The 12,948-nt window shown below is 64.0% G+C and carries 9 protein-coding genes; 7 read left to right on the forward strand and 2 right to left on the reverse strand.

The genetic code is table 11. The features are described 5' to 3' along the window. The first annotated feature begins 262 nt into the window (after nucleotides 1–262). From RBJ75_RS12040 to RBJ75_RS12055, 4 genes are read left to right on the forward strand one after another with little or no spacing between them, the layout of a single operon-like run. Nucleotides 263–2,083, forward strand: coding sequence for a type I restriction-modification system subunit M (locus tag RBJ75_RS12040; RefSeq protein ID WP_234707466.1), 1,821 nt, complete (start codon nucleotides 263–265; stop codon nucleotides 2,081–2,083). Further along, nucleotides 2,076–3,308, forward strand: a complete 1,233-nt coding sequence (locus RBJ75_RS12045; RefSeq protein WP_276156411.1) for a restriction endonuclease subunit S — start codon at nucleotides 2,076–2,078, stop codon at nucleotides 3,306–3,308. Before RBJ75_RS12040 ends, RBJ75_RS12045 begins: the two co-directional genes overlap by 8 nt. Then, a complete protein-coding gene (locus tag RBJ75_RS12050; protein ID WP_044410043.1) occupies nucleotides 3,305–4,363 on the forward strand; it encodes a virulence RhuM family protein in 1,059 nt (352 codons plus the stop codon). The genes RBJ75_RS12045 and RBJ75_RS12050 overlap by 4 nt, the downstream gene beginning before the upstream one ends. Before the next feature lie 32 nt (nucleotides 4,364–4,395). Continuing rightward, complete coding sequence (locus RBJ75_RS12055) at nucleotides 4,396–7,626, forward strand: type I restriction endonuclease subunit R (RefSeq protein WP_044410045.1); 3,231 nt, start codon at nucleotides 4,396–4,398, stop codon at nucleotides 7,624–7,626. A gap of 81 nt (nucleotides 7,627–7,707) precedes the next feature. Here the strand turns inward: RBJ75_RS12055 and RBJ75_RS12060 are convergent, their stop codons facing one another. After that, nucleotides 7,708–8,529 carry an oxaloacetate decarboxylase gene (locus tag RBJ75_RS12060; protein ID WP_044410047.1) on the reverse strand — a complete coding sequence of 274 codons (822 nt, stop codon included), beginning with the start codon at nucleotides 8,527–8,529 and terminating at the stop codon, nucleotides 7,708–7,710. 264 nt (nucleotides 8,530–8,793) lie between these two features. Between RBJ75_RS12060 and RBJ75_RS12065 the strand changes: the two genes are divergently transcribed. Then, on the forward strand, nucleotides 8,794–9,639 hold the full coding sequence (locus RBJ75_RS12065; protein ID WP_234707390.1) for a LysR substrate-binding domain-containing protein: 846 nt from the start codon (nucleotides 8,794–8,796) through the stop codon (nucleotides 9,637–9,639). Continuing rightward, on the forward strand, nucleotides 9,626–10,801 hold the full coding sequence (locus RBJ75_RS12070) for a YbfB/YjiJ family MFS transporter (protein WP_044410053.1): 1,176 nt from the start codon (nucleotides 9,626–9,628) through the stop codon (nucleotides 10,799–10,801). Before RBJ75_RS12065 ends, RBJ75_RS12070 begins: the two co-directional genes overlap by 14 nt. A 66-nt stretch (nucleotides 10,802–10,867) precedes the next feature. Here RBJ75_RS12070 and RBJ75_RS12075 read toward each other — a convergent pair whose 3' ends face one another. Beyond that, nucleotides 10,868–11,212, reverse strand: a complete 345-nt coding sequence (locus tag RBJ75_RS12075; protein WP_044410055.1) for a DUF2147 domain-containing protein — start codon at nucleotides 11,210–11,212, stop codon at nucleotides 10,868–10,870. Between the two features lie 342 nt (nucleotides 11,213–11,554). Between RBJ75_RS12075 and RBJ75_RS12080 the strand changes: the two genes are divergently transcribed. After that, nucleotides 11,555–12,589 (forward strand): IS110 family transposase, encoded by a 1,035-nt coding sequence (locus tag RBJ75_RS12080; protein WP_276156421.1) that lies wholly within the window; start codon nucleotides 11,555–11,557, stop codon nucleotides 12,587–12,589. The last annotated feature ends 359 nt before the right edge of the window (nucleotides 12,590–12,948 follow it).

Genomic DNA, 12,948 nt, shown 5'->3' on the forward strand with positions numbered 1-12,948 from the left:
GTTGCGGCGAATAGCAGCGCCCGTTGCACGCCCAACCCGGCGCGGCTTCGCAGCGCTTCAAATGCCATCGCCCTGCTGGGCGGGAGGAGAGTGTCGACAGCATGATCGGTGTGCTGCGCGCTGCGCCGATGTGCCCACTCTGATCGGATCACAACTGCCCCATCCGAAATAACACCTTGAAGTTCGGGGCCCTTTGGCCACAAACAATTTAACCGGGACAGCGGCGCCGAGGCGCAGCAAAAACGAATCGAGTTGGGACGGAATGGCCAGTCAGACGCGAAAAGATAAATTCCTGGCTGTCTTGGCCGAACTCGGCGGCGCCGCCGGCAACGGACGCTTGCGCGAGGCGCTGCAATGGCAGGATACCACCTACAACTCGGTGAAGGACGAGCTGGTCGCCGAAGACCTCGTGACGCTCGGCCGCGGGCGCGGCGGTTCGGTGGCCTTGGCTGAGGCCGAGACAATGAAAGTCGTAAAGACCGAAGTCGCGCAGCCGGCGCCGATCGCCCCTCCGGCCAAGGCACCCCGCCCCAATGGCAATGGCAGCCTGGAGGCCGACCTGTTCAAGACCGCCGACAAGCTGCGCGGCAACATGGAGCCGTCGGACTACAAGCACGTCGCGCTGGGCCTGATCTTCCTCAAGCACATCTCCGACGCTTTCGAGGCCAAGCGCGCCGAGCTGCTGGCCGACTATCCGGACGGCGCCGAGGACCCCGACGAATATGCGGCCGAAAACGTGTTCTGGGTACCGAAGGAGGCGCGCTGGTCGCATCTGCAGGCGAGCGCGAAGCAGCCGTCGATCGGCAAGCTGATCGACGAGGCGATGATCGCGATCGAGAAGCGCAACGACAGCCTGAAGGGCGTGCTGCCGAAGGACTACGCCCGGCCTGCGCTGAACGCGGTGATGCTCGGCGAATTGATCGACCTGATCTCCGGCATCGCACTCGGCCAGGAAAAAGGTCAGGCCCGCGACGTGCTCGGCCGCGTCTACGAATATTTCCTCGGCCAGTTCGCCGGCTCCGAAGGCAAGCGCGGCGGCGAGTTCTATACGCCGCGCTCGGTGGTCCGCGTCATGGTCGAGATGCTGGAGCCCTACAAGGGCCGGGTCTACGATCCCTGCTGCGGCTCGGGCGGCATGTTCGTGCAGTCGGAAAAATTTGCGCTGGAGCACGAAGGCCGGATCGGCGACATCGCAGTCTACGGCCAGGAGTCGAACTACACGACGTGGCGGCTCTGCAAGATGAACCTCGCGGTGCGCGGAATCGACGCCGACATCAAGTGGAACAGCGAGGGCAGTTTTCACAAGGACGAGTTGCGCGATCTCAAGGCCGACTACATTTTGGCCAATCCGCCGTTCAATATCTCCGATTGGGGCGGCGACCGGCTGCGCGAAGACGTGCGCTGGAGCTACGGCGTGCCGCCGGCCGGCAACGCCAACTTCGCCTGGATCCAGCACATCGTGCATCACCTCGCGCCGAGCGGCACCGCCGGCGTGGTGCTCGCCAACGGCTCGATGTCGTCGACCCAGAGCGGCGAGGACACCATTCGCCGGGCGCTGATCGAAGGCGTCGACGGCAAGCCCGGCGTGGTCGATTGCATGATCGCCCTGCCCGGCCAGCTGTTCTATTCGACGCAGATCCCGGTCTGCCTGTGGTTTCTCGCCCGCGACAAATCCAACGGCATCGCCCGCGACGCAAAACTGCGCGACCGGCGCGGCGAAATCCTGTTCATCGACGCCCGCAAGCTCGGACATATGGTGGACCGTACGCGGAAAGAGTTTTCGGACGCCGATATCGACAAGATCACGCGGGCTTATCATGCGTGGCGCGGCGAGAGCGACGCTGGCGCCTACGAGGACGTGCCGGGGTTCTGCAAAGCGGCGAAACTGGAGGAAATTGAGGGCCACGGTTACGTACTGACGCCGGGGCGTTATGTCGGCGCAGCCGATGCTGAAGACGAAGAAGCTCCATTCGTCGAGCGATTTTCCACGTTGAAAGCGACACTTAGTGAGCAGTTCATCACGGCAGAGAACTTGACGGCAAAGATTTTTCAAGCATTGGCGAAGGTAACCCCAAATGGTTGAGTGGAGCGTTCGGACGCTCTCCGAACTGACCGAAAATCTTGACGCTCGACGAATCCCGATAAAGGAGACGGATCGCCGATCTGGACCCTACCCCTACTATGGCGCTTCCGGCATCGTTGACTATGTCGACGATTACTTATTTGAAGGACTACATCTTCTTATAGCCGAAGATGGCGAAAATCTTAGGACCCGCAAGCTACCAATCGCTTTTCTAGCCGACGGTAGATTCTGGGTGAACAATCATGCGCACATTGTTAAAGGCAACGATAACGCTGATACTCGGTTTCTATTGTACGCACTTCTGACAGCTGACGTGACGAGCTACTTGTCCGGCTCGACGATGCCAAAACTTACGAAAGGAAATCTCAATCGAATTCCAATCTTTGCGCCAGGCAAAAAGCATCAGCAGGCCATCGCCTCGGTCCTCGGCGCCCTCGACGACAAGATCGAATTGAACCGGCGGATGAACGAGACGCTGGAAGCGATGGCGCGGGCGATCTTCAAGGACTGGTTCGTCGATTTCGGCCCAACCCGCGCCAAGATGGAAGGCCGCGCGCCTTACCTTGCGGCGGATATCTGGTCGCTATTCCCTGACTCAATCGATGATGGCGGCATACCCGAGGGCTGGACTGTTGGCGCTCTGTCGGATGTGGCAAACTTGAACCCAGAAAGCTGGTCCCGGGCGAACTATCCGGCCACGGTCGACTATGTCGATCTCTCCAACACAAAATGGGGGACTATTGAAGCGATCACCCCATTCGCAAGTGACGCAGCACCAAGTCGTGCACAACGCATCTTGCGCCCCGGCGACACGATTGTTGGAACTGTCCGCCCCGGCAACGGATCATATGCTTTCGTTTCCGCACCGGGTTTAACGGGAAGCACGGGGTTTGCCGTGCTTCGGCCGACCAAGAATATCTTTCGGGAAGCTGTTTACCTCGCCGCCACCTCAAAGGAGAACATAGACCGACTCTCGCACTTGGCCGATGGCGGCGCCTATCCGGCAGTACGCCCGGAGCTCGTTGCAGCAACCGAAATTGTTGGCGCTCCCGAAAGCCTCTTCGCGGCCTTCAATGCTGCGACGAGCGCGCTTTTGGATCGCGCGGAAGCAAACAAGCTGGAAAGTCGCACCCTCGCCGCCACCCGCGACCTTCTCCTTCCCAAACTGATGTCCGGCGAAATCCGCATCAAGGACGCCGAGAAAATCGCCGGGGAAGCCGCATGAGTGCTGAGGGCGGCCAGGGGGAAGGCGAACTGATCCTCTACCGCACCGAGGACGGCCGGGACGCGATACAGTTGCGGCTGGTGGACGGGACCGTCTGGCTGACCCAGGCCGAAATTGCGCTGCTGTTCGACACCACCAAGCAGAACGTCAGCCTGCACTTCAAGAGCATCTTTGCCGACGCCGAACTGGCCGAGGGGGCAGTTGTCAAGGAATCCTTGACAACTGCGGCAGATGGCAAGCGCTATGCGACAAAGCTCTACAATCTCAATGCCATCCTGGCGGTCGGCTACCGCGTCCGCAGCGCCCGCGGGGTCCAGTTCCGGCGCTGGGCCACCGAGGTGTTGAACGACTATCTGGTCAAGGGCTTCGTCATGAATGACGACCGCCTGAAGGACCCGGCCGGCACCGACTATTTCGACGAGCTGCTCGAACGCATCCGCGACATCCGGGCATCCGAGAAACGGTTCTACCAAAAAGTCCGCGACCTGTTCGCCGCCACCAGCGCCGATTACGACCCCAAGGCGGAGACCGCCAAGACCTTCTTCGCCACGATCCAGAACAAGCTGGTGTTCGCCATCACCGGGATGACCGCCGCCGAACTGATCGTCGCCCGCGCCGACCCGTCGCGGCCGAACATGGCGCTGACCAGTTGGAAGGGCGAGCGCGTCCGCAAGGCCGACGTCGCGATTTCGAAGAATTATCTGACGGCGGAGGAGATCAGCGACCTCAACCTGCTGACCACCGCCTTCCTGGATTTCGCCGAGCTGCGCGCCCGCAACCGCCAGCCGACCACCATGGCCGAATGGATGGCGCAGACCGATCGCTTTGTCGCCTTCAACGAACGCGCCCTGCTGCAGGGCTCGGGGCGCGTCTCCCATGCCCGCATGGAGCAGATCGTGGCGGAGCGTTTCGACGCCTTCGACCAGCGCCGCCGCGCCGCCGAGACCGACGCCGCCGAGGCAGAGGCAATCAGCGACCTCGCCGAACTCGAGCAGCAGGCGCGGCAATTATCCAAACCGCCTGCCGGCAAAAAGCCGACGAAGAAGTCATCATGATGGACGCCCTCACGGGCTGAACGGAGGTTGGCGTGGCGTACCTGTCCGAAGCCGATGTCGAGGGGATGGTTCTCGATCACCTCGGCAAGCTCGGCTATGCGGTGTCATCCGACGCCGAGATCGGCCCGGACGGCAAGGCCCCTGAGCGGGAAGCCTATGCGGATGTGGTGCTGGTCAAGCGGCTCGCGGCCGCGATCGAAAGACTCAATCCGGCCATCCCGGCGGAAGCACGCGGCGACGCGCTACGCAAAGTCCTCGCCACCGAAAAGCCGTCGCTGATCGAAGAAAACCGTCGCCTGCACAAGCTGCTGGTCGAGGGTATCGATGTCGAATTCTATGGAGACGACGGCACCATCCGCGGCGACAAGGTCCGCCTGATCGAATTCGACGATCCCTCGGCCAACGACTGGCTGGCGACCGGCCAGTTTTCGGTGATTGCCGGCCCGATCAACCGCCGGCCCGATGTCGTGGTGTTCGTCAACGGCCTGCCGCTCGGCGTGATCGAACTGAAAGCGCCCGGTGGCGCCGGCGCCACGCTGGCGGGCGCCTACAACCAGTTGCAGACCTACAAAAGCCAGATCCCAGCCCTGTTCCGCACCAATGCGGTGCTGGTCACCTCGGACGGCATCATGGCGCGGATCGGCTCGCTGACCGCCGACCAGGAACGCTTCATGCCCTGGCGCACCACCGACGGCGAGGTGATCGCCGCCAAGGGCCTGCCGGAACTGAGCGTACTGATCGACGGCATCTTCGAGCGCCGCCGCCTGCTCGACCTCGTGCGCGACTTCACCGTGTTCGGCGAGACCGACAAGGCCGTCGCCAAGATCATCGCCGGCTATCACCAGTTTCACGCGGTGAAGCGCGCGGTGGACTCGACGATCCGCGCTCTGGCGCTGAATGTCGGCACGCAAGCGGCGTCGCCGGGCCTTCAGGGCTTCAGCGAAGACCCCGCCGCCTACGGCCTGCCCGGGGTCGAAAACTACGCGAAAGGTGACAAGCGGATCGGCGTGATCTGGCACACCCAGGGCTCCGGCAAGAGCCTGCTGATGGCGTTCTATGCCGGCCAGCTGGTGCGCCATCCGCAGATGGAAAACCCGACCATTCTCGTCATCACCGACCGCAACGATCTCGACAACCAGCTGTTCGGCACCTTTTCGATGTGCCGCGACCTGATCCGGCAGACGCCGATCCAGGCAGAGAACCGCAACGATCTGCAGTCGGCGCTCAGCCGCGCCGCGGGCGGGGTGATCTTCACCACCATCCAGAAGTTCGCGCCGGCCAGCGGCGAGACGATCTACCCGATGCTGTCCGACCGGCGCAACATTGTGGTGATCGCCGACGAAGCCCATCGCAGCCAGTATGGCTTCGGCGCCAAGATTGCGCAGAAGACCGGTGTGATCGCCTACGGCTTCGCCAAATATCTGCGCGACGCGCTGCCGAACGCGTCTTTCATCGGCTTCACCGGAACGCCGATCGAGCACGACGACGTCAATACCCCGATGGTGTTCGGCGACTATATCGACATCTACGACATCAGCCGCGCGGTCGAAGACGGCGCCACGGTGCCGATCTACTACGAAAGCCGCCTCGCCCGCATCGAGCTTCGTCCCGAAGAGAAGCCAACGATCGACGCCGAGATCGATGAACTGACAGAAGACGAAGCGACCACCGAACAGGAGCGCATCAAGCGCAAATGGGCGACCGTCGAGGCCTTGGTCGGCTCGAAGAAGCGGCTCGAGATGGTTGCGGCCGATCTGGTCAAGCATTTCGAGGACCGGATCGCCGCCCTCGACGGCAAGGGCATGGTGGTGTGCATGAGCCGCCGCATCTGCGTGGCCCTCTACGACCACATCATCGCACTGCGCCCGGACTGGCACAGCGACGATGACGCGTCGGGCGCGATCAAGGTGGTGATGACCGGCTCGGCGGCCGATCCAGAGAGTTGGCAGCGCCATGTCGGCCCGAAATCGCGCCGCGACCTGCTGGCCAAGCGCGCCAAGGATCCGAACGACCCGCTCAAGCTGGTGATCGTGCGCGACATGTGGCTGACCGGCTTCGACGCGCCGTCGATGCACACGATGTATGTCGACAAGCCGATGAAGGGGCACGGGCTGATGCAGGCGATTGCCCGCGTCAACCGCGTTTTCCGCGACAAGCCGGCCGGGCTCGTCGTCGACTATATCGGCATCGCGCAGAACCTGAAGAATGCGCTCGGCGATTATTCCCGCGCGGACCAGCGCCAGGCCGGCATCGACGAGGCCGAGGCGATCGGCGTGCTGCTGGAGAAGTACGAAATCGTCAAGGCGATGTATCACGGATTCGACTATGCGCGGGGCCTAGCCGGTACGCCGCACCAGCGTCTGGTCGTTCTAGCCGAAGCCATCGAATGGATTCTCGCGCGCCAGCATGAGGCCGCGGCGCGGGAAACCAGCGAAGACGGCAAGCGCCGCGAGAACCGCCGCTATCAGGACGCCGTGCGCGCGCTGTCTGTTGCGTTTTCGCTGGCGGCGGCCAGCGACGAGGCTCGTGCGATCCGCGATGAAATCGGGTTCTTCCAGACCGTGCGAATTGCGCTGGTGAAATCAGCCGAAAGCTCAGGTCAGAGCAACGCCCAGCGCGAATTTGCTATCCAGCAGATCCTTGATCGCGCGGTGGTCTCGACCGAAATCGTCGACATTCTCGCCGCCGCGGGAATCTCCACGCCGGATATCTCGATCCTGTCGGATGAATTTTTGGCGGAAGTGCAGCAGCTCGACAAGAAGAACCTGGCGCTGGAGGCGCTGCGTAAACTGCTGAACGATGAAATCCGCTCGCGCAGCAAGACCAATGTAGTCGAGACCAAACGGTTTTCAGAGCGGCTGGAAGCCGCGATCGCCCGCTATCACAGCAACGCCATCTCGACCGTCGAAGTGTTGCAGGAACTGATCGCGCTGGCCAAGGAGGTGCGCGCCGCCCGCCAGCGCGGCGAAGAACAAGGGTTGTCGCCGGAGGAAATTGCCTTCTATGACGCGCTCGCCGAAAACGTCAGCGCCGTCGAGGCGATGGGCAACGATTCGCTCAAGCTGATCGCGCACGAATTGCTCGTCTCCCTCAAGAAGAGCGCTTCAGTGGACTGGTCCCACCGCGAAAGCGCGCGGGCGCGGATGCGCGTGCTGGTGAAACGAATCTTACGCAAACACGGCTATCCGCCCGACTTGCAGGACGAAGCGGTGCAAACAGTGCTGCGGCAGGCGGAGGCACTGTCGGCGAGTTGGGCGGCGTGAAGGCGGCCGGGGTTCCTGTGCTGAGCATCTCTGGATTCCGGGTTCGCTCGAGCTTCGCTCTCAGGCCCCGGAATGACAAGACTACTCCCCCGCAAACAACCCGTTCAGCTCCGCGCCCTTCGCCGCCCCGGCGAATGCCGTGAACGTGCCCTGCTCCGCGATCTCCTGCCCGGCGCGCATGAAGCCGGCCCAGGCGGTGCGGGCCAGCGCGCCGCCGACGCTGATGCGGCGGACGCCGAGGGCGGCCAAGGCGGCGACTGTCATCGAAGGCTGCACGATCAGCACGTTGACCGGCTTCGGATGCACCGCCTTGACGACGGCGGCGATGTCGTCCGCCGCGCTGAGGCCCGGCGCGTAGAGGCAATCGGCGCCGGCGTCCGCGAAGGCGACCAGCCGCGCGATGGTCTTGTTGAGATCGCGCTCGCCGGTCAGAAACCCCTCGCAGCGCGCCACCAGCATCACGGCGGGGTCAGTTGCGTCGATCGCCGCGCGGGCGGCGGCGATGCGTTCGACAGCGAGGCGGTCGTCATACAGCGGCTGGTCGGGCCGGCCGGTTGAATTCTCGATCGACAGGCCGGCCAGGCCGGTGGCGATCGCGCGCGTCACATTGGCGGCGACGCCCTCGGCATCGTCGGCGAAGCCGGCCTCGAAATCGGCATTGACCGGCAGATCGGTCGCCGCGCATAGCGTGGTCAGATGGTCGATGACGTCGGCGCAGCCGACATGGTTATCGGCGCGGCCGGTCGACCAGGCATAGCCCGAACTGGTCGAGGCCAGCGCCTTGAAGCCGGCGTGCTGCAGATAGCGCGCCGAGCCCACATCCCACGGATTGGGAATGACGAAACAGCCATCGTCATGCAGCTGGCGAAACGCCGCGCGCTTGGCGGCAGTCGATTGCGTCATCAGATCCTCCCTCGCATTGGCCGCACGGTAGCATGTGGCGACGCGGCCGCAGCGCCTCAGAGCCACCGCCGATCAGCGCGGCGGCTATGCGCCGAAGCCCCACGCCCGGTGAGCGGCCAGTGCGCCCCGCAAATTCTTCGTTAAAGAATGTAATTTGACTTACATTCTTAAATAGAGAATCATATCCCTCAATTCATTCTCTGGAGAATTGCCGTGGATCTCGCCTCGCTTTCGGTTTTTCGCACGGTGGCAAGGGAGCAAAGCGTGACCCGCGCGGCCGAGTTGCTCGGCCGGGTGCCCTCCAACGTCACCACGCGGATCCAGCAGCTCGAGGCGGAAATCGGCGTGGCCTTGTTCCAGAGGGACCACAAGCGTATGGCGCTGACCGCCGAGGGGCGCACCTATCTCGATTATGCAGACCGCATCCTCAACCTGGCCGACGAGGCGCTGCAGACCGTGCATCCCGGGGCCCCGCTTGGCGTTTTGCGAATTGGCTCGATGGAATCAGCCGCCGCTGCGCGATTGCCGCAGCCTTTGGCGCGGTTCAATGCGACATGGCCCGAGGTGACGATCGAGCTGTCGACGGGCCCGACCCGGCAACTGATCGACGCCTTGCTGGCGCAGCATATCGACTGCGCCGTCATTGCGATTCCCCCCGGCGATTGGGGGCTCGAGCAAGATGCCCTCGATACTGTCGCTTTGTTCAGCGAAGAACTGCTGCTGGTGCTGCCGCCCGGCCACCCCGCGGTCGCGCGCGCCGACGACATCAAGCCGCGCTGTCTTGCGGCCTTCGCGCCAGGCTGCACCTACCGGATACTCGCCGAAGACTGGATGACGGAGTCCGGCTCCAGACCCGCACAGATCCGGTTTCAGGAGGTCAGGTCGTATCACGCCATGGTGGCCTGCACCGCGGCGGGCTCCTGCTTTGCGATCCTGCCGCGAAGCGTGCTCGATCTCGTTCCGGATGCCGAGCGCTTCACCATCAAGCCGCTGATGAAGGTCGAGACGGTGCTGGCCAGCCGGCCCGGATTCAAGACACCGGCATTCATGGCGTTGCGCGGCATGCTGGGCGCGGTCTCGGAGATTGAAAGCCCCCATGCGTCGAACTAATCAGCTTGCGGCGGCGGCCGCGGCCTTGACGCTGGTTGTCGGCATGGGGTTCGGCCGCTTCGCATTCACCGGCCTTTATCCGCTGATGGTCGCTGACGGCCAGATCTCGCTCGATGGCGGCTCCTATGCGGCCTCGGCGAATTATGCCGGCTACCTGATCGGCGCTTTGCTGGCGGGCGTGCTGACGCGGATATCCAGCCGTCAGCTTTGCGCATGGGCAAGTGCCACCACCATCATCATGCTCGGCGTTCTCGCCCTGGCCAATCCGGAGTGGCTGATCGTTGCCATTCGCGGCCTGGCGGGCGGGGCGAGCGCGGTCGCGATGGTGGCCGCCTCGCATTGGCTGATCCATGATCGCCGCCATCACCATGGCGCGCCCACCTTGTTCGCCGGCGTCGGCATCGGCATCCTGGTCTCGGCTGAAATCATCGCGGCCGGCCATGCGGCCGCGATATCAAGCCGTGCCAACTGGTTGACGCTTGCCATCGCCGCCCTGGTGATCGGGGCGATCGCGGTGACGATCCAGTTCCGCATCGATCGCACCGCGCCTCACGACGAGCCTCACGACGCGCCCGCCGCGCAGCAGCCGCGCGCGGCGGCACCGCCTTTCGGTGCGGCCCGGCTGGTGGTGATCTATGGTCTGGCCGGTTTTGGCTACATCATTACGGCGACCTATTTGCCGCTCCTGGTTCGTAGCGCACTCGGCTCGCTCGATCCGGTGCATGTCTGGGCGATCTTCGGCCTCGGCGCTGCGCCGTCCTGCTTCATCTGGCACGCCCTCCACCATCGCTGGGGCACCCGCGCCAGCCTGATGGTCAATCTGGCGCTTCAGGCGATCGGTGTTGCCCTGCCGGTTCTGCACAGCCCGGTGGCCTATATCGGCTCCGCTTTATTGGTCGGCGGCACCTTCATGGGCACCGTGACCATCGTCATGCCGGCGGCGCGACGGCTGGCTGCGACACAGCGTTTCAGCATGCTGGCCGTTTTGACCGCCGCCTATGGGGTCGGCCAGATCATCGGCCCGCTGATCGCCTCCGCGATCCATGGCAGGACCCAATCCTTCGACGCATCCCTTGGCGTCGCCGCCATCGCGCTGGTTGTCGCGGCCAGCCTTTGCCTTGGCGCGAATGCGTCGCGTCGCCCTATGGCAGGCAGCAAGTAGCAAGCAGCCCGCATGAGCGGAGCGATATGCGGGATGGGCGACAACCGGCCGGCCGCCGCCCATCGCTTATTTGGCGCGGGTCCAGGTCGAGGATTTGCAGATCAGCCCGGCCATCGCGCAGCCCTGGGTGGTCAGCGTGCCGCCGGAGAGGCTCATCTTGCCCGTATAGGTCTTGCCGTCCTCGGGGTTGAAGGCGCTGCCGGCCCAGGCGTTCGGGCCGGACGGCTTCATGTCGTAGAACACCCGCTGGCCGACCTTGGCGGGTGTATCGGTCCCGGGCTTGATCCAGACCAGGCTGCCGCACAGCGCGCCGCCGCAGGGCGCGAATTTCACCTTCGAGGCTCCGGTGTCGCGCAGCCAGATGCCGCTGACGTCATCGGCGCGGGCCGGCATGGCCGCCGTCATCGCCATGGCCAGCAGCGCCGCCGCCACGATCCCACCGGCGCCGACCGCCCTGTCGATTTACTTGGCATGTCCCCTCCTTGCACGGCATTCCGCCGCTTGGCGCCCAGCCAATCCCGCGGCGCGGCGCAAGTCAACCGGCCCATCGCGCCCGTCGTGCTCACCCCGCCAGCGCGGTCTCCAGCAAGTAGATGGGGTAACGGGCCGGCCGCTGGAGCCGCACGCTCGCTACGGCGCGATTTGAGAGCGCGCTCGCGTGCGGCTTCCCCGGGAGGCGGTCGTCCCTCAAAATGATGGTGTCAATGAACCGGAGTTGGGCAAGCCCGCTCCAAGCATCATCGAGGGACGACCATGTACCACTATGCAGGAATTGACGTGTCTTTGGAACAGTCTGCGGTTTGCATCGTCGACGGCGCGGGCAAGATTTTGCGCGAGGCCAAGGTCGCGAGCGAGCCGGAGGCGTTGATTGCCTGGTTCGGGTCGCAGGGCTGGACTCTCGAACGGATCGGCCTTGAGGCGGGACCGCTGTCGCAATGGTTATACGCCGGGTTGCGCGGTGCCGGTCTTGCGGTCGAACTACTGGAGACCCGGCATGTCCGCGACGCCTTCAAGGCGATGTCGGTGAAGACCGATCGCAACGACGCCCGCGCCATCGCGCAATTGATGCGGCTGGGCTGGTTCCGGCCGGTTCATTGCAAGTCGATCGAAGCGCAGGAGGTTCGGGCGGTGTTGACCGCGCGCAAGCTGCTGCAGTCGAAGCTGCTCGACGTCGAGAACAGTCTGCGTGGGGTGTTGCGCGGCTTCGGGCTGAAGGTCGGCAGGACCACCGAGCGCAGCTTCGCGGCGCGGATCGAAGAATTGGTCGCCGGACACGCGGCGCTGGCGTCGATTGCGAAGGCGCTGCTCGCGGTTCATGCGGTGCTGCTGCGCGAGTTCAAATGCCTGAACAAACAAGTCGTGCAGCTCGCCAGAGCGCAACCGCAGGCGCGGCTGCTGATGACGACGCCGTCGGTCGGCCCGATCGTGGCGCTGACCTATGCCTGCGCGATCGACGATCCGGCGCGCTTCAACTCGTCGAAGGCGGCCGGCGCGCATTTCGGCCTGACGCCGAAGAAGTATCAATCGGGACAGACCGATTACACCGGCCGCATCACCAAGATCGGCGATGCTTCGGTGCGCGAGGCGCTCTATCAGGCGGCTCATGTCATGCTGACCAAGCCGGTCAAGAACTGCACCGAACTGAAGAGCTGGGCGATGCGGATCGCCCGGCGCGCCGGCCTGCGCAAGGCCAAGGTCGCGCTGGCGCGCAAGCTCGCGGTCGTCCTGCATCGCATGCTCGCCGACACCAAGCCGTTCAACCCCAACGCCAAGGCGCTGGCAGCTTAACAGGGAGAAATCATCGGTTCGGGGAGGCCCACGACACCAGGTCTTCCCCGCGCGAGGTCCCTTCGCCGGGACGATGGATCCGGTCAGGCCGCCATGCGGGAAGTCGGCTCACAACCACGCTTCCGTAGATTGGCCGGCCGGCTCCTCTTACGCACCCCTAAAGGTGACGGCCACCGCGCCGATCCCGGACAGAAGCAAGTCGCCGGCGAGAGGATCACGTAAAAAGGGATTGACTAACCACTGCCCGTTACAGAAGCCCGCATGAGCGCAGCGATATGCGGGAAGTGCGAATACCCGGATCTCGCTAGACCGAGGGTAACACTTATGTTACCCTCTCTGATGCTTGAGATTCGCTACTA

Origin of the sequence: Rhodopseudomonas sp. BAL398 (assembly GCF_033001325.1) — a bacterium.
GTDB lineage: Bacteria > Pseudomonadota > Alphaproteobacteria > Rhizobiales > Xanthobacteraceae > JARJEH01.

What these genes read in the sequence shown, in the direction of transcription:
- RBJ75_RS12040 (WP_234707466.1), top strand. Translation starts at nt 263, where the DNA reads ATGGCCAGTCAGACGCGAAAAGATAAATTCCTGGCTGTCTTGGCCGAA.
- RBJ75_RS12045 (WP_276156411.1), top strand. Translation starts at nt 2,076, where the DNA reads ATGGTTGAGTGGAGCGTTCGGACGCTCTCCGAACTGACCGAAAATCTT.
- RBJ75_RS12050 (WP_044410043.1), top strand. Translation starts at nt 3,305, where the DNA reads ATGAGTGCTGAGGGCGGCCAGGGGGAAGGCGAACTGATCCTCTACCGC.
- RBJ75_RS12060 (WP_044410047.1), bottom strand. Translation starts at nt 8,529, where the DNA reads ATGACGCAATCGACTGCCGCCAAGCGCGCGGCGTTTCGCCAGCTGCAT.
- RBJ75_RS12070 (WP_044410053.1), top strand. Translation starts at nt 9,626, where the DNA reads ATGCGTCGAACTAATCAGCTTGCGGCGGCGGCCGCGGCCTTGACGCTG.
- RBJ75_RS12075 (WP_044410055.1), bottom strand. Translation starts at nt 11,212, where the DNA reads ATGGCGATGACGGCGGCCATGCCGGCCCGCGCCGATGACGTCAGCGGC.
- RBJ75_RS12080 (WP_276156421.1), top strand. Translation starts at nt 11,555, where the DNA reads ATGTACCACTATGCAGGAATTGACGTGTCTTTGGAACAGTCTGCGGTT.